This window comes from Desulfobacula phenolica (genome assembly GCF_900105645.1).
Taxonomy (GTDB): domain Bacteria; phylum Desulfobacterota; class Desulfobacteria; order Desulfobacterales; family Desulfobacteraceae; genus Desulfobacula; species Desulfobacula toluolica.
Map to the genome: position 1 here is coordinate 128,829 of NZ_FNLL01000010.1, position 22,462 is coordinate 151,290.

Annotated in this window: 17 protein-coding genes; 10 read left to right on the forward strand and 7 right to left on the reverse strand. The window is 42.4% G+C overall.

Translation table 11 applies throughout. The features are described 5' to 3' along the window. The first annotated feature begins 83 nt into the window (after nucleotides 1-83). The 8 genes from BLT94_RS16305 (at nucleotide 84) to BLT94_RS16340 (ending at nucleotide 12,740) form a co-directional block, all read left to right on the forward strand. Nucleotides 84-1,757, forward strand: coding sequence for a Na/Pi cotransporter family protein (locus BLT94_RS16305; protein ID WP_092236443.1), 1,674 nt, complete (start codon nucleotides 84-86; stop codon nucleotides 1,755-1,757). A 3-nt stretch (nucleotides 1,758-1,760) separates the two neighbouring features. Beyond that, nucleotides 1,761-2,192, forward strand: coding sequence for a DUF1178 family protein (locus tag BLT94_RS16310; RefSeq protein ID WP_014959571.1), 432 nt, complete (start codon nucleotides 1,761-1,763; stop codon nucleotides 2,190-2,192). Between the two features lie 241 nt (nucleotides 2,193-2,433). Then, nucleotides 2,434-3,081, forward strand: coding sequence for an OmpA family protein (locus tag BLT94_RS16315; protein WP_092236446.1), 648 nt, complete (start codon nucleotides 2,434-2,436; stop codon nucleotides 3,079-3,081). A 949-nt stretch (nucleotides 3,082-4,030) separates the two neighbouring features. Next, nucleotides 4,031-5,422, forward strand: coding sequence for a TolC family protein (locus BLT94_RS16320; RefSeq protein ID WP_092236449.1), 1,392 nt, complete (start codon nucleotides 4,031-4,033; stop codon nucleotides 5,420-5,422). Further along, complete coding sequence (locus BLT94_RS16325; RefSeq protein WP_092236452.1) at nucleotides 5,419-6,990, forward strand: TolC family protein; 1,572 nt, start codon at nucleotides 5,419-5,421, stop codon at nucleotides 6,988-6,990. The genes BLT94_RS16320 and BLT94_RS16325 overlap by 4 nt, the downstream gene beginning before the upstream one ends. 28 nt (nucleotides 6,991-7,018) lie before the next feature. Next, nucleotides 7,019-8,527: an efflux RND transporter periplasmic adaptor subunit gene (locus BLT94_RS16330; RefSeq protein ID WP_092236455.1), complete on the forward strand. Its 1,509-nt coding sequence runs from the start codon at nucleotides 7,019-7,021 to the stop codon at nucleotides 8,525-8,527. Nucleotides 8,528-8,649: 122 nt separating this feature from the next. Beyond that, a complete protein-coding gene (locus tag BLT94_RS16335; RefSeq protein WP_092236458.1) occupies nucleotides 8,650-12,141 on the forward strand; it encodes an efflux RND transporter permease subunit in 3,492 nt (1,163 codons plus the stop codon). Next, entirely contained in the window at nucleotides 12,138-12,740 is a 603-nt protein-coding gene (locus BLT94_RS16340) for a hypothetical protein (RefSeq protein WP_092236461.1), read from the forward strand. The genes BLT94_RS16335 and BLT94_RS16340 overlap by 4 nt, the downstream gene beginning before the upstream one ends. A 145-nt stretch (nucleotides 12,741-12,885) precedes the next feature. Here BLT94_RS16340 and BLT94_RS16345 read toward each other — a convergent pair whose 3' ends face one another. The 4 genes from BLT94_RS16345 to hcp form a co-directional block, all read right to left on the reverse strand. Next, nucleotides 12,886-13,677: a 4Fe-4S dicluster domain-containing protein gene (locus BLT94_RS16345; protein WP_092236464.1), complete on the reverse strand. Its 792-nt coding sequence runs from the start codon at nucleotides 13,675-13,677 to the stop codon at nucleotides 12,886-12,888. Further along, nucleotides 13,674-14,411 (reverse strand): ATP-binding protein, encoded by a 738-nt coding sequence (locus BLT94_RS16350; RefSeq protein ID WP_092236468.1) that lies wholly within the window; start codon nucleotides 14,409-14,411, stop codon nucleotides 13,674-13,676. Before BLT94_RS16350 ends, BLT94_RS16345 begins: the two co-directional genes overlap by 4 nt. Nucleotides 14,412-14,478: 67 nt before the next feature. Further along, a complete protein-coding gene (locus BLT94_RS16355) occupies nucleotides 14,479-15,213 on the reverse strand; it encodes an HD domain-containing protein (RefSeq protein WP_092236470.1) in 735 nt (244 codons plus the stop codon). Nucleotides 15,214-15,305: 92 nt separating this feature from the next. Continuing rightward, a complete protein-coding gene (gene hcp / locus BLT94_RS16360) occupies nucleotides 15,306-16,949 on the reverse strand; it encodes a hydroxylamine reductase (protein WP_092236473.1) in 1,644 nt (547 codons plus the stop codon). Nucleotides 16,950-17,191: 242 nt separating this feature from the next. Between hcp and BLT94_RS16365 the strand changes: the two genes are divergently transcribed. Both BLT94_RS16365 and BLT94_RS16370 read left to right on the forward strand, forming a co-directional pair. Next, the gene (locus BLT94_RS16365) at nucleotides 17,192-17,815 is read left to right on the forward strand and encodes a Crp/Fnr family transcriptional regulator (protein ID WP_322787298.1); all 624 of its coding nucleotides are present in this window, start codon (nucleotides 17,192-17,194) and stop codon (nucleotides 17,813-17,815) included. A 288-nt stretch (nucleotides 17,816-18,103) separates the two neighbouring features. Further along, entirely contained in the window at nucleotides 18,104-18,487 is a 384-nt protein-coding gene (locus BLT94_RS16370; RefSeq protein ID WP_092236604.1) for a response regulator transcription factor, read from the forward strand. Between the two features lie 40 nt (nucleotides 18,488-18,527). Here the strand turns inward: BLT94_RS16370 and BLT94_RS16375 are convergent, their stop codons facing one another. From BLT94_RS16375 to BLT94_RS16385, 3 genes are read right to left on the reverse strand one after another with little or no spacing between them, the layout of a single operon-like run. Beyond that, nucleotides 18,528-20,018 carry a hybrid sensor histidine kinase/response regulator gene (locus BLT94_RS16375; protein WP_092236476.1) on the reverse strand — a complete coding sequence of 497 codons (1,491 nt, stop codon included), beginning with the start codon at nucleotides 20,016-20,018 and terminating at the stop codon, nucleotides 18,528-18,530. Continuing rightward, nucleotides 20,008-21,480 (reverse strand): ATP-binding protein, encoded by a 1,473-nt coding sequence (locus BLT94_RS16380; protein ID WP_092236479.1) that lies wholly within the window; start codon nucleotides 21,478-21,480, stop codon nucleotides 20,008-20,010. The genes BLT94_RS16375 and BLT94_RS16380 overlap by 11 nt, the downstream gene beginning before the upstream one ends. A gap of 24 nt (nucleotides 21,481-21,504) precedes the next feature. Beyond that, nucleotides 21,505-22,428 (reverse strand): methylenetetrahydrofolate reductase, encoded by a 924-nt coding sequence (locus BLT94_RS16385; RefSeq protein ID WP_014959556.1) that lies wholly within the window; start codon nucleotides 22,426-22,428, stop codon nucleotides 21,505-21,507. Nucleotides 22,429-22,462 lie beyond the last annotated feature (34 nt).

Genomic DNA, 22,462 nt, shown 5'->3' on the forward strand with positions numbered 1-22,462 from the left:
GGTTTGCTTACAATAAGATATGAGGGTCTTTGTTTGATTTTTTTTAAGACTTTCATAGAAAAAATAAACAAAGAGGAAAGAAATTGAACATAACAGGCATAATAATCCAAACCCTTGGCGGACTTGGTCTCTTCATTCTTGGAATGAAGATGATGACCGAAGGCCTTCAGGCTACGGCAGGTCAGAAAATCAGACGAATTCTGGAAGCAATCTCTTCCAACAGATTTATGGGATGCGCAACTGGTGCGGGGGTTACGGCCATGGTTCAATCGTCATCCGCCACTACCGTAATGCTGATCGGGTTTGCCAGTGCCGGCATAATGTCTCTTGAGCAGACCGTGGGAGTGATCATTGGTGCCAATGTCGGGACCACCATTACCGGGCAGATGATCGCATTTGAGCTGACGGCAGCAGCTTTGCCTGCCATTGCCCTTGGTGTGGGCCTGAAATATTTTTCAAAAAAAAGAAACTACAGATATATCGGTGACATTATTTTAGGTTTTGGACTGCTTTTTTATGGCATGACCGTCATGAAAAATGGTCTGGCACCCATAAAAACCGATCCGCAGTTTATTGAATTTTTTACAACATTCAGTACGGACAGTATCTGCGGTATTCTGCTGTGTGTCTTTATGGGCACAGTTCTGACGGTTGCCGTTCAATCTTCTTCAGCCACGGTTGGATTGACGATGACCCTTGCTTCATCCGGGCTCTTAGGCTATCCGACCGCCCTTGCCCTTGTTCTCGGCGAAAATATCGGCACCACAGTGACAGCACAATTATCCACCATCGGCTCAAACAATACCGAGGCCCATAGAACGGCCAACGCCCATACGATTTTCAACGTCATGGGGGTGGGCATCATTTTACTGATTTTCCCTTGGTTTGTTGATGTGGTTGAAATCATTACATTAAAATTGGGTGCCGGAGCAGTAAACCATACTGTAAACAACGAATATGTGAATGTTTCAAGGTACATTGCCAACGGCCATACGATTTTTAATGTTATCAATGCCATGGTATTCCTTATTTTTCTTCCCAGACTCATTCAACTGACACTTTTAATATCCCCTAAGCCTTTTAAATCACAAGAAAGATATAGATTGCCTGAATTTGATTCGAGTTTTATTGATTCACCCATTGGTGCGCTTGCAAAAGTTAAGGGTGAAATCATCAAAACCATGGTGTTTGCCCATATGAATCTAAAAAAAACATCCACCTGTCTTAGGGTGCGAGACGATGACATACTCGGGGAAAGAGACGCCATTGAAGACCATCTGGATGACTCTCAGAAAGTGATTATCAAATATTTGACCTCAATTTACCAAGGAGAGGTCAATGAACCCGAAGCCAAAGAGATATCTGAATTAATGAGAATCACCAATAATATCGAAAGATTGGGAGATTCCATGGAAAATGTATCTAAAATACTTGAAAGAATATATGATAATAAATTTGAATTCAGTGAAAAAGCCAAACAGGATCTTGTGGATATATCAGAACAGGTGGATATCTTTTTAGGTTTCATCATTGATGAGTTTCAGGAGAAAACCGAAGGATTTTATCAAAAAGCACTGGCCATGGAAGATTTGATTGACCAGATGCGTGAGAATATGAGATATCAGCATATAGAAAGATTAAGAGCAGGAGAATGCTCGGTGGATGTCGGAGTTTTCTTTATTGCCCTTGTTTCAAATTATGAAAAAATGGGGGATTACTGTTATAACATCGCCACGGGTGTAAACAGAATTATTTAAAATATGATAGTATTTGACCTGAAATGTTTAAACGGTCATGCCTTTGAAGGGTGGTTTGAGGACAAAAAAGATCTGGACCAGCAACTGGAACAGGGTCTTTTGGCCTGTCCGGTTTGCGGCACCACATCAGTTGTCCAAAAACTTCATCCCATAGCCATTAGAAAATCTTCCCATACGGAAACCAAAAGAGCCTTGCAGGCAAGCCGGGAAGTTGTGTCCGAACTGACCGAAAAGGTGGCTGAATATGTTGAAAAAAATTTTGAGGACGTGGGAACAGATTTTACAAAGCAGGCTTTGAAAATGCATTATGGAGCAGAAGAACACAGGAATATCAAAGGGACAACAACAAAAGAAGAAGATAAGGTACTTGCCAAGGAAGGTGTGCCCGTGTTCAAGGTTCCGGTGACTAAAAAATCAAAAGATGATTTGAATTAAGGCGCTGCCTGAATTCTGGTTTCAATTTTTTCGTGATCAATACAACTTTGTGGTATATGCATGGCAACCTCTTATGGAGGGGCAGTCAAATCTGAAGTATTTTAAATAAAATATTGTAAAAAGGCCTTGAAACTTATAGGAAATTTTTTATTGCATTAAAAAATGAGTTTTTTTTGATTTTTGGTGTCATTATATAAGAAGATTAAAAAAGTTTTTTTAAATTTAACAGGAGATTCTATTGATGAAAAAAATTATTTTCACGGTTTTAAGCATGATGATATTGACAATGATGTTTTCCTGCGCAGGCATGCAAACCAGGCAGGAACGAGGTACTGCTGTCGGAGCAGGCGTTGGTGCAGGAATCGGTGCCATTCTCGGCCAGGCCATTGGTAATGATACGGAATCCACCCTGATCGGGGCAGGCATAGGCGCTGCTATTGGAGGACTTGCGGGGAACCAGATCGGCCGTTATATGGATATGCAGGAACAGGACTTGAGAAGTGCCCTGGCAGCTTCTGAAAGTGCGGCCATTTCAAGAGAGCAGGATATTTTAAGAGCGACCTTTAAAAGTGAGGCTTTTTTTGATTTTGATTCAAGCAGGCTTAAACCCGGTGCTTATGAAGAGCTTAACAGGGTATCGGATGTCTTGAATAGATATCCCAGGACAACCATAGAAATCGGGGGGCATACCGATACCAGGGGTTCGGAAGAATATAACCGGATGCTTTCCTTAAAAAGAGCGGAGGCCGTGAAAACACAATTGATACAAAATGGCATTTCTCCTGAAAGAATGAGGGCGGTTGGGTATGGTGAAAATCGTCCCATATCATCAAATCATGCTGTAAACAGGCGGGTTGAAATCATTATTGTTCCCATACGACAAGGCTAATTTAAGTCAAGGTGATCCTAAGACAAAGCCATGTTTAAGTATAAATAACTATTTAATTAATTCTGAATAATTTTAATGTTTATCTGCTGGTTTCACGGGCAGTCATTCACAGAAATGACTGCCCGGTCGTTATTTGATACCATGAATAATGTCTATGCAAGTATCCATAATGGGAGTAGGATATTTTATAATTATACAAATTTTGTTAAAATGCTTGTGTTTGGCATTTGATATAAAAATCAATTTGTTATCATTTTATCTCCTCTGGTAGTTTTTATGCATTGATTCTTGTGAAAAGATATTTCATATCATCTGCTCAAATGAGGATAGAATCGTATGCAAACCCAAACCCTTCAGCAACGCATTGTAATTTTCATTCTAATACCCGTGCTTTTTATTCTGGCAGGGATGGGCCAATTTTTCATACAAGAATATTGAGATTTGCGCTTGTTGCTTTTATTGCGATAAAACCTGAAGGGACTATTTTGATATTATAGAATTTTTGGATGATCCTGGAAAAAAATGTTGAAAAAGTGATTCAAGAATCAATTTTACTTTCATCACAAGAGATTGTAAACTCAATTATATTTGAAACGGAAAAATTTCGCGGTGAAATCCGGCAGAATGGTGATATCACGTTGTTGGTTCTTAAATTCCTATAAAAGTTTTTATAAAAAATGTTCGCCATGCCTCATAAAGAGTGAAAAGCTTTAAAGAGCAGTTTTTTTATAGATAAGATAAAATCAAAAGATTTAATTTTAAATTGTAGAATAATCAAAAAATGTTGTGCAATATTCTACAATAACCCATGCTATTAAAAGCAGTATTTCGTTTCTTTGCCTATAAAATTTAATAATCATAAAGAGTTGCAGGCTTTGGTACATAAAATGCTTTTAATGTCCATTAAGCTGAAATTTTAAAAGGGGTTGAATGGAGGAAAACAACGAAAATGAGAAAAATAATTGTGTTACTGATTTTATTGAGTCTCAGTATTATGTTGCCGCACCACTCTTTTTCTTTTGCAGACAGCAACGAAGAAATTTTTAAAGAAGAAGCTCTGGCAATTGAAAAAAAATTTTCAAAAACCCTGTTCTTGTCAGATCTGCTCAAGTATGCTTATGTATCCAACCCTTCAATCACAGCTTCAAAAGAATCATGGAAAATTTTTATTGAAAATTACCGTATCGGTAAAAGTTATCCCGATCCTCAGCTTATGGCCACCTATTTTCCGTCGCCCATAGAAACTCGCTTAGGACCACAAGATTGGAACATAACGCTGTCACAGGCAATCCTTTTTCCCGGAAAACTTACCCGTCAAGGCAAAATTCTGGAGGCGGATACAAAAATTTCCAAGCTCAAGCTGGACAAGACCATAAAAAATATTGTGACATCAATTTCAGCCTCATTTTATGAATTGATTTACATTCAAAAAGCTGTGAACATTGCACTGGCTAATTTAAATTTAAACCAGGAATTGATAAAAATAAGTGAAACCGCATATGTTCAGGACAAGGCATTGTTTTATGATATTTCCAAAGCCCGTGCCCAGACGGCACAGATCCGGTATGATATTCTTCTTTTGAAAGAATTGGAACAAGCGGAAAAAGCACGGATAAACACCCTGTTAAACAGAGCGCCGGATGCTGTGCTGGGCAAGGCTTCAGATCTTGTACTCAGGGATGTTGCGTACGGACTAAATGAAATTTACGCTCTTTGCATGATCCACCAGGAAGATGTTTTAATTGCCAAAGAAACAGTTCAAAAATTTGATGAAGCTGTTAAACTGTCCGGGTATGAATCCCTTCCTTCCTTTAAGCTGGGGCTTTTTTATGCTTCCATTGGTGATCCCGATGTGCCAACGCCTCCAAAAGATGCTGGAGATGATGCGATCGGAGTTCAGCTCGGGTTGAGCCTCCCGTTATGGTTTGGGAAAAATAAAAGTCAAATATCCAAAGCCACAGCGTCCAAACGAAAAGCCAAAGCAGATCAACTTGTCATCGCAAATCAGATAAAAGAGAAAATCAGCAGGCTCTGGTTCAAACTTCAAAATTCGAAACGATTGGTGACTTTGTACGAAAAAGAGCTGATTCCTCAGTCCATACGGTCTGTTCAAACCGCTGAAACCTGGTTAAGGCAAGGCGAAGGCAGCTTTGCCGATTTGCTTGAAATCCAGGCAACCGCTTATAATTTTCAATTGTCCCTTGCCCGGGCAAAAGCGGATTACGGCAAAATCCTTGTTAAGCTTGAACAATTGGCAGGTGTTGTCCTGGACAAACAGATAAAGGACAAACAGATAAAGGATAAAAAGATCAAGAAAAACAAAGGAGGCCGTGATTCATGAAAATAAAAACAGCGATCATGTTGACCCTCGGGTTGTTTTATATGTCTCCTTTGTCTGCAGAGTATTCAAAAATGACCCGGGCACTGGAAAATTATACCCCCCCGGGATATTACACCCGGGCATTGGAATTTGAGGCACAGAGCTTTGACTCTCCTGCTGCATCAAGCCCGATTGAATTAAATCATTTTGAATTAAGCCAGGATAACGAGGCGGTCTTTTCCCGGATTAAAGATTTGAAACAGGCTTATGAGAAAAAAATAAGCAACGGCCATGAGATTTTTTTCCTGTCCGACATTGACACAAAGACATTTAAACGGCTGGCGGAGATTGCTTCAGACCCGGAGGCGGTCCGTCAGATAATCAATCAAAAGTTAAACATGCATGAAATAGCAGTCATTGCCGGGTTGAGAAATCCAGCGGTTCTTGCGGCACAAAAAAAGATAAAGGCTGAGCTGGAGTCGTTTAACCAGGTGATGGCTCTTGATGAAACTTTAAAGCAATACACGGCTTTTACCGAGGGCATTAACAATAAAATCGGGCCGCTTAAAATGAAGGGGTCCATGAAACAAACTTATCCTTATCCAGGCTTGACCTCTCTTAAAGGCGGGGTCATTCATCACCAGGTAGCTGCATTGGTGGAAAAAATGAGGATAGCGCAAAAGACTGTTATCACACAGACTAAAAACGCCTACTGGGATATTGTTTTTATCGGGCAATCAATGCGCTCAACGTCTGAAACCCTTGATGCATTTGACCGGCTTAAAGATGTTGCAACCACATTATACAAGAGCGGCAAAACCAGTTTCCAGGATATTATTAAAATCAATATCAAGATTGAAGTCTTAAAAGAAGATCTTATAACGCTTGCATCCAAAAAGAAAAATTTTGAAGTACGGCTTTGGGAACTTTTAAACCTTGAGCCGGACACCCGGATGGGGGAAATAGTGTTAAGCCAGCCGGATAAACACCTTCCTGACCCTGAAAACCTTTACCTCCTGGCCCGGCAAAACCGCCAGGAACTAAGCTTTGTCCGGCATCAGATTCGTAAAGTTAAAAATATGGTGGAAATGGCGGAATCCATGATACAAGAACCTTTTACGTTTAGCTTTTCCTTGTATGAAGATGAGGCTATAAATTCTGTTGGTACGGGTGCCCCCAAACCCTCTTTTCCGGAAAAAACCATGGCATCCATGAAAACCGGCAGCCCGTTAAAACCCTGGTACGGCATTGATGGCCCATGGCTGAATCAAACAAGGCAAAAGCTTTTGAGCCTGGAGCAAACCCTTGTTCAACAGGAAAATGCCACGGATCGAATGGTAAGAGAAGCCTGGTTTGAGGCGGATAAAAACAAGCGTGAACTTGCTCTGTATAAAAAAAAGATTCTGTCCTTGTCCCAATCAGCCCTGGATGTTTCCATCCGGGAGTATGAATCCGGTTCAATCCCTTTTTCCCAGGCAATAGATTCTTACACAAACTTGCTGGTTGTACAACTGACCATCGCGAAAAAACAAACAGACCTGGGCCGTTCAATGGCAGCTCTTGAAAAGATCGTTGGCAGCGGTTTTTAAATGATGAAAACCTTAGAGGAACGTTAACATGGAACAAAACAACAACAAAAAACGTATGATCTTTACGATTTTAATCACTGCCGTAGTGACCGGTTTGGTTTTTTGGACGATATTCGGTATGATGACCATGTATAAGGGTCAAGGCAAGCATGGCAATGAAGATGGCAATACATCCGGCCCGGTTGAATCGCAAAACACAGGCCCGGCTGAACGCAAAATTATTTACTGGCGCGCTCCAATGGATCCCATGGAAATTTATGACGAGCCTGGCCAAAGCAAAATGGGCATGGATCTGGTTCCGGTTTATGAGGATGATGTTGCAGGGGATTCAAAAAGCAGCGAGCGAAAAATCGTTTACTGGAAGGCACCCATGGACCCGACTGAAATTTATGAACAGCCCGGGAAAAGTAAGATGGGAATGGATCTTGTGCCGGTTTATGAGGACGAGCTTGTGGGGGGAGTTGACATAAAGATAGACCCTGTTGTGGAACAGAACATGGGTCTGAAAATTGAAAAAGCAGCAAAAAGCTTACTTCACCATACCATAAGAACCTATGGCCATATTACCTTTGACGAAACCAGAACCGGTATGATAACCCAGAAGGCGGGCGGATGGATAGAAAAGCTGTATGCCGATTATACAGGTTTTTTTGTGACAGCGGGACAGCCGCTGTATGAAATCTATTCTCCTTCTCTTCTGGCCGCTCAGGAAGAATATTTGTCCGCCTTTAAAAATGTTCAAAAAAGTAATACCCGCCTTAACCTGGACTTTCTTGTATCAGCCAAAAAAAGACTCACTTATTTTGATATTGCAGACACGGAAATCAAGGCCCTTGAAAAAAGCGGAGAGGTAAAAAAAACTTTGATTGTCCGGTCTGCGTTGACAGGCGTTGTCACTCAAAAGAACATTGTTGAAGGGTCTTTTGTCAAGCCCGGCACCCCTATGTTTACGATTTCAGATCTGTCGCGTGTCTGGGTGGAGGCCCATATTTTTGAGTATGAGCAGAACCTGGTATTCAAAGGCCAGGAAGTTGAAATGACCCTGTCGTATCATCCCGGGAAAATTTATAATGGAAAAATATCCTTTATTTTTCCCTATCTCCAGCAAAAAACAAGGGATGTCATCATCCGGATTGATTTTGACAATAAGAATGACGACCTCAAGCCGGATATGTTCGTGAGAATAAAAATAAAAACCGGAGCCGGCAAGATCGGGATCTCAATCCCGTCGGAAGCCGTGATTCATTCAGGAGAAAAAAAGATTGTTTTTGTGGCCAGGGGAGACGGAAAATACACCCCCCGGGAAATACAGACCGGTATTTATCTGGATAACGGCCGGGTGGAAATTTTAAGCGGTCTTGCCCAGGAGGACAGCGTTGTGATTTCAGGGCAGTTCCTGCTGGATTCGGAATCAAAGTTAAAAGAAGCCATTCAAAAAATGATTGAATCCAAATCCGCTCCCGAGAAACAAGAGGTTCAGGATGATTTTTTTGAGGACATGGAAAACAATGACGACTTTTTCAAAGATATGGAATAACCGCCACGAGCAGACTTGCCCATTTTTTACAACAATCTGGTCATCCTGGTTTGTCAACAACTATATATGAAACACTGACTTTCTTATAAGAAAATGTGGAATAATAAGGGGGGAGATATCCCATGATAGATAAGATAATCGAATGGTCTGTCCATAACCGGTTCATGGTGATCCTTGCCACCCTTTTTATTATTGCCGCCGGAGTGATCGCCATGTTGAAAACTCCGCTGGATGCCATTCCGGATCTGTCTGATGTCCAGGTGATTATTTATACCGAATATCCGGGCCAGGCACCCCAGGTGGTGGAAGACCAGGTTACCTATCCTTTGACCACGGCCATGCTAAGTGTTCCTTTTGCAAAAGTTGTCCGAGGGTATTCATTTTTTGGAATTTCCTTTGTATACCTCATCTTTGAAGATGGTACGGATATTTACTGGGCAAGATCCAGGGTAATGGAATATCTCAATTTTGTCTCCGGCCGTCTTCCCGAAGGCGTTATGCCGAGCCTTGGGCCGGACGCCACAGGGGTCGGATGGATATACGAGTATGTACTGAAAGACACGAGTGGAAAAAATGATCTTCAAAAGCTTCGCTCCATCCAGGACTGGTTTTTAAGATATGAGCTGACAGCGGTTCCAGGTGTTTCGGAAGTTGCAAGCATTGGCGGCTTTGTAAAACAATACCAGGTGGAAGTGGATCCGAACAAGCTTATGGAGTATAATATTCCCATCCAGAAAATCAGAAACGCCATCAAACGGTCTAATTCTGATGTGGGGGGCAAACTGATTGAAATGGGAGAAACCGAATTTATGGTGCGGGGTTTGGGGTATATAAAATCGGTTGAAGATATACAGAATATTGCCGTTTCCTTTGATAAAAAAGGAACCCCTGTTTTATTAAAAGATGTTGCCAATGTTCACATCGGACCGGAACTTCGGCGCGGTATCCTTGAGTGGAACGGGCAAGGGGAAACCGTTGGCGGTATCGTGATCATGCGGTATGGAGAAAATGCCCTTGAGGTCATTAAAAAGGTCAAGCAAAAATTAAAAGACCTTGAAAAAGGGCTTCCCCCAGGAGTTGAGATCATTACCGGCTATGACCGGTCAGCACTCATTGAACGGGCGGTTGAAACCTTAACAAGAAAACTGACCGAAGAGATGATCGTTGTGACTCTGATCTGCATCCTTTTTTTATTGCATTTCAGGTCGGCTTTTGTGGCTATTTTTACTTTGCCAGTGGGTATTTTAATGTCTTTTTTAATCATGTATCCCATGGGGATTAATGCCAATATCATGAGCCTTGGCGGAATCGCCATTGCCATCGGCGTGATGGTGGATGCATCCATTGTCCTTGTTGAAAACGCCCACAAGCACCTTCAACGGGACAAAGGGAAAATAAGCCACACCCAGATTATTATCAATGCCTCAAAAGAAGTTGGTCCGGCCCTTTTTTTCAGCCTTTTGATCATTACCATTTCTTTTTTGCCGGTGTTCAGTCTGGGAGAACAGTCCGGACGGATGTTTCGACCACTGGCTTATACAAAGACAACAGCCATGGCAGCGTCCTCCCTTCTTGCCATTACGATAATTCCCGTTTTGATGACGTTTTTTGTACGCGAAACCCCCATTGATCCTGAATTGCCGTTAAGTAAAAAACGCCGAATCTGGATTTTTGCCATTGCGGGACCACCTGTCGGCGTTATCTTGGCTGGTTTGCTTGGCGTGAATCTGCCTGATTTAAGTCTGGTTGCGGCAGTGACGCTTTCAATTTTTCTTTTTTTCTGCCTGAGTCCCCAGAAAATTATTTCAGAAAAGAAAAATCCCATCAGTCGGTTTTTGATATGGGTTTATCTTCCGATCATCACCCTTGTATTAAAATGGAAAAAAACAACTGTTCTGGTATCCCTTGCTGCCGTTTTAATATCTTTATATCCAATGACCCGAGTGGGAAGTGAATTTATGCCGCCCCTGAACGAAGGGGATCTTTTGTACATGCCCACGACCCTGCCGGGAATTTCCATCACAAAGGCCAAAGAGCTGTTGCAGCAGACCGATAAGATTATTCAGAGATTTCCGGAAGTCAAAACCACCATGGGTAAAATAGGCAGGGCAGAAACATCAACCGATCCTGCACCCTTGTCCATGATTGAAACCGTTATCGTGCTAAGACCTCAGGTTGAATATGAAACCATAGAAAAACTGCGTTTTTTTTCAGGCTGGTCCGGATGGGTAAAAAAACCATTGACATGGATCTGGCCTGAAACAATAAAGGGTGAAAAACTCCATGAATGGCGAAAGAAAAAAAATGACCGTTTTTTTTCAAACTGGCCAGGATTTTTAAAAGCACCGCTGTCATGGGTTTTGCCTGAAGAGCGCTATATTACCATCAAAGAATTGACCGATGACCTGGAGCGGGCGGTCCGGTTCCCAGGATTGACCAATGCCTGGACCATGCCCATCAAAACAAGGATCGATATGCTTTCCACCGGGATTAAAACACCCGTGGGCATTAAAATCATGGGGCCTGATCTTGCAATCCTGGCTCAAATCGGAGAAACCATTGAGGCTACTTTAAGGAACTCCCCCGGAACCCTTTCGGTTTTTTCAGAGCGTGTTACCGGCGGAAACTATCTGGATTTTAAAATAAACAGGGAAAAGATCGCCAGGTACGGTCTTGTGGTGCAGGATGTACAGGATATCATCAAGACGGCCATTGGCGGAATGAATGTGACCCATACCATTGAAGGCCTTGAACGATACCCGGTTAACTTAAGGTACAACAGGGAACTGAGGGACAATATTGATATGATCAAGCGGGTCATGGTGCCTACACCGGCCGGAGCCCAGGTTCCCTTGACTCACCTGGCGGATATTTCCATCCACAAAGGCCCTGCAGGCATCAAGAGCGAAAATTCAAAACGGACGGCCTGGGTGTATGTTGATATCAAAGACGTTGATCTGGGAACTTATGTTAAAATGGCCAAAGAGCTTGTGAACAAAGATGTGGATCTGCCGGCAGGTTATTCCATTCTTTGGGCCGGACAGTATGAATACATGGAAAAAGCCAGAAAAACCTTGAATATTATTATTCCGGCTACTTTGCTGGTTATTTTTATTCTTCTGTATATCCATTTTAATAATATTATGGAGGTTATCATCGTCATGGCCAGCCTTCCGTTTGCTTTGCTGGGCGGAATCTGGCTTGTGTACCTGCTGGGTTATAATATGTCAGTTGCCGTGGGAGTAGGGTTTATAGCTCTTGCAGGGCTTGCAGCAGAAACAGGGATTGTCATGCTGGTCTACCTGGATGAAGCATTTAACCGAAAAAAAGGATTAAAACGGATGAACTCTTTAAAAGATCTTCACGAATCAATCATTGAAGGTGCCGTGGACAGGGTTCGTCCTAAAATAATGACTGTTGCCACAACGTTAATCGGTTTATTGCCGGTCATGTACGGCTCCGGGGCAGGATCACAGATCATGAAGCGCATTGCCGCCCCCATGGTCGGCGGGCTTATCTCTTCAACCGTCATGACCCTGGTTATCATACCCGTAATTTATAACGTGTGGAAAACATGGAAACTAACTTCCAAACAAGAAAGGAAAAACCAATGAAAACATTTTTTAAATCCCTGATTGCCGTATTTTTTATCGCTTTTTTTTCTGCCGGTGCTGTTTTTGCCGGCGATATGCCAGCTCATGTCATGCAGGGTCATGACATGAAAGCGCCGGACATGAAAGACCACGGCATGAAAGACAATCACATGCAGGGTCACGATATGAAGGTGCCGGATATGAAGGACCATGGCAAAGAGATGCCGGGCAGGTTCGGCGATCTGATTCATGAATCTGTCGTTGACGGCTATACCATGTCCTACTATTTTATGGATATGCGGGATATGAAAAACGATACCAATGATAAGGACTCCATGGATATGGACAAGTCCAAATCCCATGGTATGGCGCAAATGGACAAACCCCACCATATCATGGTGTATCTAACTGATCAGAATCATACCCCTGTTTTGAAAGGGAAAGTGGGTTTTGTGATAAAAGATGCCCGGGGCAAGGCCCAGAAAATCATGGGTATGTTCATGAGCAACGGCTTCGGAGCAACCGCGGATATGAAGAAAAAAGGCGTTTATACCATTACAACCAAAGCGGTTCTGGGAAATAAAAAACTGATGGACCGGTTTGATTATGAAATAAAATAATTTTTTACCTGCAGTGCAAACACAAAGGTGCTGTTAACCTGGAAGTTGGCGGCACCCTGACCACCCGCCGGTTATCCTTTAAACCTGGATCGTGAGTTCGAAGCTCACCATCTTCGCTTTTTTTTATGGGGAGAGCTAAAACATCTTAATTCCGTATCACCTGACCCACAGAGGAGAGGATATGGGAAAATCGTTGACCGTTTTTTGAGTTTTTTTTATAGAGTTTCAGGCAGCTTTGAACAATGTGCAATACATCGTCATGGGTGTGTAATCCTACAACTTCCATGGCAAGCCTGGGATGGCGGCCCAGTCTTCCGCCCAGCATCACCCGGAAGCCTTTTTCTTTTTGCTGCAGGGTTCCGCCGGGACAGGCTGTTATGCACTTGCCGCACATCAAACAATGCTCATCACCAATCAAAGGGATAACATCCCCTTTATCAAGTGTAATGGCATTTTCATCACAAACATCCACACAGTTTCCGCAAAAAGTACACGGTTCATCACAAATTCCCGGAAATATTGCTCCAATAATACCGATATCAACGATCTGCGGTCTTGAACAGGCATTGGGGCAGTCGGCAAGCACCACCCGGAATTCATGATGAAATTTTAAGTCTCCGCTTACATTTGCTTTTAAAAATGCAAGCAAATTTTCTTTTTCAAAAATTATCTCAATATCCGCTGCAAGTCGGGTACACGAATTTGCCGTATTTGGACACCCTGAACTTCCAAAACAGGTAGAGACCTCATACCCTTTGATCTCTTTTTCCATGCCGCCCCTGGACAGGAATTTTTTTTTCAATTCCGTCACATCAGAAAGGCCAACCAATGTCTTTCCTTTTTGCACGGCAAAGGACTCCACCTTTTTCTTTACTTTTTTCCTTACAAAAAACGGGACTTTTTTAATTTCATCATTAGCTTTTCTGGACCATTTCATGAAATAATTTCCCCTTGGGCGCTGACCACGATTTCCTTAAACGGTATACCCACACCGGACTTTTCAAGGGCTTTTTTAATAATCATGGGCATGGCTGAACAGCAGGGAACTTCCATGATTACGGAAGTGATGGTTTTAATCCCTGAAACCTTGAAAACCCCGGCAAGTTTTTCAACATATTCTTCTGCATTATCAAACTTTGGACACCCGATCATCACGGCCTTTTTGTCCAGAAAATCAGCATGAAAAGTGGGATAGGCCACGGGCACACAATCTGCTGCAATTACAAGATCCGCATCTTTGAGAAACGGTGCCCCTGCAGGAACCAGCTTGATCTGAACCGGCCAGTGCCCCAGGCGTGATTTTTCGCCGGATGCCTGACGTACCGGTTTGTTGGCACAGGCACAAGCTTTTTCCTCGGCCATTGGAAAGGTTTTTGTTTGAGATGAAGGACACCCGCAGGCAAGGGGCGCTGCCTTTTTTTCTTCTTTTTGTTTTAGCATCTCTTCAACAGCTGCTTCATCAAAATCATCTGCCTCTCGTTCTATTATTTTTAAAGCATCCTCGGGACAATCGCCAATACAGGCCCCAAGACCATCACAATATTTATCCGCGACCACCTTGGCCTTGCCGTTGATAATTTCAATCGCACCCTCGGCACAGGCAAGAACACAATTACCGCATCCATTGCAAAGCTCTTCGTCTATTTCTATTATTTTTCTGGTTACTTTCATGGTATTCTCCCCATCATATATAAATTTGAATAAGGTTTTTATTTTTCGTCATATTCAAATATATTTTTTATTTTATTTTTATCAATACCTGCCTGGCAAGCTCATTTCCGGCGGCCGTTAAAAATAATCTGTCAAGCTTGGCATGAAATTTTTTATCATCCACGCTGTCTTTTTCTTTGCAGGCTGCCATATGGGCGAGCATGCCTGCATCATGCAGTACCTTGCGGTTTATACCATCATCTTGTGCCGGACGATTGCGATGTTTGATTGTTTCAATGACTTCGTTGATCAAGGATTCTTTGGCACCCAGTTTCTCCATGAGTTCTCCGGCTACTTTCGGGCTCTCTTTTTCAATGTATTCCAGCTCCTCTGAATCGTATTTTTCCCGGGCATTTTTTACGCCGATATCAGACAGATAGGCAGCGCAAAGAACCACGGCAAGGTTGGCTTTCTCTTTTTTTCCTATTTTTTCTGCAAAATTTGCCACTTTTGCTGCATGCCCGATGCTTTTGAAATCCGTTCCAAGGTATCTTTTCATTTCCACTGCCACACGGTCTTTTAACAGATCATCTCTTTTGGCAACAAATTCTTCAGGCAGGGTGCCAAGACATTGTTCTGCAAATTTGCAATAAGAGGCACAGCCAAAATCCATCTTGGGATTAACAATTTTTTTCTTGCAGTTGGCGCATCTTCGAGTGGCATCATCCTTGAAAAATTCCATGGGATGACCACATTCCGGGCATTTAGTGTCAAAGATGGCATCTCCATTCCAGTATTGAGTATCTTGTCCGGGACATTTCATTTTAAGCCTCCTTTAAACAATTTTCCGGTTAAAAACCGGTTAAAACCGGTGCATGACCCATTCATGCACCGGCCAAACTTTCTTTTTATTTGTTATTTGCCCTGCATCATGGCTTCTACGTCGGCATCAGGCTCTGTAATGAGTTTAATATCAAAGTTTTTCACAAGCACACCCAGTACGGCCGGGGAAACAAACGCCGGCAAAGATGGACCAATGCGGATACCTTTTACACCCAGGTGCAGAAGGGCCAGAAGCACGGCCACCGCCTTTTGTTCGTACCAGCCGATGTCAAAGGATAATGGCAGATCATTGATATCCTCAAGTTCGAAAACCTCTTTTAGCTTAAGGGCAATCACGGCCAGAGAGTAACAGTCATTACACTGGCCGGCATCCAGCACCCTGGGAATACCTCCGATATCACCAAGATCAAGCTTATTGTACCTGTATTTTGCACATCCCGCAGTCAGGATAACTGCATCTTTGGGCAGTTTTTCAGCAACTTGAGTAAAGTAGTTTCTTCCCTTTTGACGACCGTCACACCCGGCCATCACAACAAACCGTTTGATGGCACCTGATTTTACGGCTTCCACAACCTTGTCCGCCAGAGCTAATACCTGGTTGCGTGCAAATCCGCCGACAATTTTACCTGTTTCTATTTCTTTGGGTGCGTTGCAAGTTTTGGCAAGGGCAACAATGTTTGAAAAATCCTTTGCACCGCCATCTGCCCTGTCCTGAATATGTTTTGTGCCGGGATAGGAGACAACACCCGTTGTGAAAACCCTGTCTTTATAAGTGTTTTTCTTTTTCATGGGGATGATGCAATTGGTGGTCATGAGAATGGGACCGTTAAATGTTTCAAAATCTTCATTTTGATGCCACCAGGACCCCCCGTAATTGCCCTTAAGGTGGGCAAACTTTTTAAAGGCCGGATAATAATTGGCGGGCAGCATTTCACCATGGGTATAAACATCCACGCCGGTTCCTTCGGTCTGTTTTAACAACTCTTCCATGTCTTTAAGATCATGTCCTGAGATCAGTATTCCGGGATTTGATCCAACGCCGATATTGACTTCGGTCAATTCCGGGTGACCATAGGCCGTGGTATTGGCTTCATCCAGAGCTGCCATTGTGGTGACTGCCATTTCTCCGGCCTTAAGTACCATACCGACCATCTCATCTACGGTAAGATCCCGGGTGGTGGAGGCAAGGGCTTCAAACATGAAGTCATAAATTTCATCTTTTTCAATTCCTAAAATGGCTGCATGATCCGCATAGGCGGCAATCCCTTTTAACCCGATGACCAAAAGCTCTCTTAAGGATCTGATATCCTCATTGTTCGTGGCAAGGATTCCAACACTCTCAGCCTTGGTTTTAAAGGTTGATGCATCATCGGAATACCAGACGGCACTTTCATGGAGATCAGTCCCCACTTTGTCTTTGACACTTTCAAACAATTCTTTTTTAACTTTCTGGGCCTGCTGAATCCAATCAATCAATTTTTCATCGTTAAAGTTGACATTGGTGATAGTGGTAAACAGCGCCCGGGCAACAAACAGACCTGCATCTCTGGGTGTTGCCGTACCTTGAGTTCTGGCCTTGTTTGCAATAACCGATATCCCTTTGAGGTTGTAAATTAACAGGTCCTGAAGAATGGCTGTATCATTTTCTTTTCCGCAAACACCTTTTATTGTGCAGCCTTGATTTTTCGCTGTCTCTTGACATTGGAAACAAAACATTTCAATTTCTCCTTATATTTGCCTTATATTTAAATTGACGAACAATTGATCTTTACTTCCTGATTTGAACTTATTATAAAAAAGGACACAAATCCTTGATATAGATCAAGTGAGCTGTTTTTTTTGATTGTTTTTTAACTGTTAGATTATTTTTTAATTATTTTAGAACCTTATCCGGAGAAGTATACGCCATTAAAAACTTAAAAACAATTCCTCTTTTTTCAGGCCTTTCCAATGAACACCTGGAACAAATAGCTGCCATTGCCTCAACCCTTAAATTTGCCAGGGGAGAAATGATTTTTCATGAAGGTGACAGGGGCGACGGGTTCTATATGGTTGAAAAAGGCAAAATCAAGGTGTTCAAGCTTTCGTTTGACGGTAAAGAGCAGATCCTTCATATTTACGGGCCTGGACATATTTTTGGAGAGGTCCCGGCATTTGAAGGCAAAAATTTTCCTGCTTCGTCTATGGCTCTTGAAAAATCAGATATTCTGTTTCTTCCCAGGGATAAATTTGTAGACTTGATTACCCGTACCCCCGGTCTTGGCATGAACATGCTGGCTGACCTTTCCAGACGCTTGAGGGAATTTACCGTACAGATTGAAAATTTAAGCTTAAAAGAAGTGCCTTCCCGGCTTGCCGCTTATATTATAACCCTTTCAAAAGAACAAAAAAATGAACAACAGGTGATCCTTCCCATATCAAAGGCCCAATTGTCCAACCTGATAGGAACAACGCCCGAGACCGTTTCCAGGATATTAAAAAAAATGATGGCTGCTTCCTTTATTGACGTTCAGACCAAAACCATTTTTATTAAAGACCTTGAAGGGCTGCTTGATCTGTCAAAATCCGGAAGCCTTTCTTGAAATCCGCTATCCGCCTTTTCACGGTCGGTTCGTTTGTTTTGAAGGCTTCTGTCAATATGACAAATGGTATCGACACGGATTCATTATCATGTTATAAATTTAAACTAGGTTTGGTAATAATATAGCTATGTTTTTGTAATAACTGCCACGGGCATACTTGGTTTTTGCTTAAATTTGGGTCTTTGCCTAAATTTGGGGCTTTGCCTATATTTGCCCACAACAAAACATGAAAGTCACGGTTTGGATTTTTTAAGACTTTCTATAAAAAAATTAAGGATGGGGATCAATATGAGCAAAAAAAGAATTTTGGTAGTGGATGATGAGCCTGATTTTGTAGCCGTGGTTAAAGCAAATCTTCGGCAGGAAGGATATGATGTGGAAGTTGCATATAATGGTGTTGAAGCCCTTGAAAAAGTAAAAGCCAACCCACCGGATGCAATCGTATTAGACGTCATGATGCCTGAAAAAGATGGGTATACGGTCTGTTCGGAACTTAAACATGATGATAAATACTGTGATATCCCGATAGTTCTGCTGACGGCTGTTGCAGAAAATGTAACTTCCAGCCGCTATTCCCATTCAAGTGGTATAAATCTGGAAGCAGATGATTTTTTGTCAAAACCGGCATCACCTGAAGAGATATTGAAAAGTTTAAAAGCATTGATGGATTGATCAAATTATAGACAAATCAGGCTCAAAGACAGATCAAACATCAGTTTTTGTCTGCCGGTAAAAGGACGGTAAACTCACTGCCTTTACCAACCTGGCTTTTAACAAGAATTTGTCCGTTCAAGGCATCAACAATGGCTTTGGCAATGGGAAGCCCTAATCCTGTCCCATTGATAAAGCGGGTGTTGTCATCTTTAATGCGATAGAATTTTTCAAAGATCCTGCTAATATGCCGCTGTTCCATGCCGAACCCATTGTCTTTTACAATCACCCGGACATAGTTGTCCTTGGTATCGATTGAGATTAAAATGCTTCCCTGCTCCCGGGTATATTTTATGGCATTTTCAATCAGGTTTCCAAAAACACTTTCAAGGGCAATGGGATCGGCGACCACCGGCGGAATATTTTTTGCAGCAATGTTGAATTTAATTGACTGCTGCTTTTTCTGGGCTGCTGCTGTTAAAAATTCAACAATTTTTCCGATCATATCATCCAAATGTACCTTTACCAGCATCTGTCCTTTATTTCCGGTTTCAATTTTTGAAATATCCAAAAGATCTGCAATCATGGTGATCAGGCTTTTGGTTTTTTCTTTTGCCCGGCCAAGGATGTATTGGTTGTCATCAGAGGAGTCAGGAGCATTGGCTTTGAGAACCATGGCAAGCTGTTCATGAATGACCGATAACGGAGACCTAAGTTCATGGGAAACCTTGGCAACAAATTCGGTTTTGAGGCGATCAAATACTTTTATGGCTGAAATATCCGACAATATCACTACAGCGCCCATACACTCGCCATCCTCTCCTTCAATAGGCCTTGCCTGGGCAAGGACATATCTTTCTTCCGACAGTGAAAATTCGTAATTCTCCGGGGGTTTGGTATCTGTCAAACTGCATTTGGACACCCCCATGATATAGTCACAAAGGCCTTTATCAGCAATATAATGTTCGATTTTTTCCCCGACGCACATATTTTGTGAAAGGCCCAGGTATGTTTTTGATAACGGGTTTATCAGCACAACCTGACCTGACAGATTGGTGACCAGCAGACCATTGGGAAGGTTCTCAATAATTGTTCTTATCCGGCTTTGTTCCGTTTCAAGATCTGCCAGATTTCGTTGTCGCTCAAGTTTTAAGCACTCTGCCTGCCGGGTAAGGCGTATTTTTTCTATGGCCCTTGTAATATTAATTCTCAGTTGATCCGGTGTAAAAGGCTTGGACAAAAAATCATAAGCACCTTTTTTCATGGCCTCAATGGCGGTTTCAACCGTACTGAACCCGGTAATCATTATCACAAGAATTGATTCATGGGTTTTTCTGATTTGGGTTAACACCTCAAGCCCGTCCATCCCCGGCATTTTGATATCACACAATACAATGCAAATTTTTGATTTTTCAAGGATTTCAAGCCCTTCTTTACCGCTTGCAGCAGTTAAGACCTTGCAGCCCATGCGCTGAAGAATCCGTTCACATCCATCACGGATATCTTTTTCATCATCTATGACAAGGATGTCAATGTCATCATCAATTCCCACTGATAACTCCTTTCATGCCAGGAGGATCCAGCAGCAGCTCAATGATGAATGTTGTACCGCAGCCGACCCGGCTTTCCGCATTAATTGTTCCCCCATGGTCTTCAACAATCCTGTAGGCCAGACTCAATCCGAGTCCTGTCCCTTTTCCCTGATCTTTGGTTGTAAAAAAGGGATCAAATATTTTTAACAGGTTCTCTTCTGATATCCCTGTTCCCGTATCCCTGATTTTAATCACCACCCGGTCTTTTAAAGGCCCCAGTTGTGTTGAAATTGATAACACTCCTTCTCCGTCCATGGCATCGGCTGCATTAAGAATGATATTCATAAAAACATGTTTTATCTTTTGAATGTCAACCGGGATAAGGGGAAGGTTTTTTTGAAACTTTTTTTCAATGGAAATATTTTGAAAAAGAGTTTGATTTTCAACAAGAAATAAGGTTTTTGACAAGGCATGATTAATATCCTGGGGATGCATTTCATTGCCGGTCTGCCGTGAAAATTTCAGCAGTTCTTTCACAATGTTGCTGCAACGCTGCGCATCCTTGAAAATTCGTTTCAAATCATTTTTTGCACCGGCGGGCAGGTCATATTCTTCCATGACAAGCTGGGTGAATAAAGTAATACCGCCCAGGGGATTGTTTAACTGATGGGCAACGCCTGCGGCAAGTTCCCCGAGAGACGACATTTTTTCGGCTTGAAGCAGTTGAATCTGGGTTTTTTCAAGTTCAGCCTCCATTTTCAATGTATCTCTTAAGTCATGAAAAAATCCAAGGGTTGCCGCTTCCTTCTCATCATGGTAAACAATGGCAGCATTCATATTGATGGGAATGAGTTCCCCTGTTTTTCTCTTAATGTTCACCCGAAACGATCGAACTCTTCCTTTTTCTCCATATTGATCGCTTCTGAGCATACGCATGACCTGTTTTGCACCATCACCTGGATAAAGCTCGCGAATGTCCTTTTTACCGATGACTTCATCCACTTCATACCCGGATATTTCACATGCAGCATCATTAAAAATAAGAATTTTTCCTTTCATGTCCGAAGCAATAACACCGTCCACAGCACTTTTGATCAGTTTGTTTAAAAACTCATCAGACTGGTGAAGTTTTCTCTCCATTTTTTCCATTGTAGAGACCGGAAACTCCATGATGACAAGAGAAATAATTTTTTTGTTTGAAAAAATCGGATATGAATAAAGGTAAGACAATTTTTCAGGCGCACATGGTGCGTCACGACATCTTTTTATGACTGATTTGCCTGTTTGAAGAACTTCTTTGGCCGGACAGTTATAACAGGGAATTTTTCTGTTGTAGAGTGCTTTATAGCAAAGCTTTCCCTGTATAACTGATCCGGGAATAGTCCGGCCCCGGTTGCCGGACAATATCTTAAACTCCGGGGATATAACAATGATTGATGGCTTGATGGAATCAATAGCTTTTATCAGCAGATCCTGTTCCATACCAATCCTCTTATGGGGTGTTTATCAAACTTCAGGTCTTGGTAAAACCTTTGCCCTTTCAGCAATTTCAGGAACCTTATGTTCCCATTCAATGGCCATTAAATGAACGCCTGCCACACCTTTCATCTCCTTGAATTCTGCAATCTGCTCACAGGCGATTTTAATCCCCTCATCAGCCACTTTTTTCCTGTCAACACCTTCAAGGCGCTTGATGATCTCATCCGGCACATCCATTCCAGGTACTTTGTTTTTCATGTACTTGGCCATACCAAGGGTTTTCAGGGGAGTTACGCCAGGAAGGATATACACTTTTTCTGTCAGTCCCATATCATTGGCCATTTTTATCCATTCCCTGATTCTTTCCATGTTGTAGACACACTGGGTCTGGATAAAATCCGCACCAGCAGCCACTTTTTTTGCCAGACGGTGAATACGCCACTCAAAAGGCTGGGCAAAAGGATTTGCAGCAGCCCCGATAAACATTTTCGGTGGTTCGTCAATATCATCGCCACCAAGGAACTTGCCTTCATCCCGCATTTTTTTTACCATGGCAACAAGCTGGATAGAGTCAATATCAAATACGCCTTTGGCATTGGGGTGATCCCCGAATTTCTGGTGATCGCCGGAAAGACAGAGGATATTTCGAAGACCAAGGGCATATGCCCCCAATATGTCTGCCTGCATTGCCAGGCGGTTCCTGTCACGGCAGACCATCTGGTAATTTGGTTCAAGGCCTTCTGCGGCCAGAATCAGGGCTCCTGCCCAGCTGGACATCCTGACCATGGCAGTCTGATTGTCGGTAATATTGACCATGTCCACCATGCCTTTGAGAGGTGCGGCTTTTTCCTTAATGACCTGAATGTTGCTGCCCCGTGGTGGTCCAAGTTCTCCGGTAAAAGCAAAATGGCCAGCGGTTAATATTCTTTCAAGTTTACTTCCTGATTTCATTTTCAAAGATCCTCATAAATTTTTTTTTCATCAA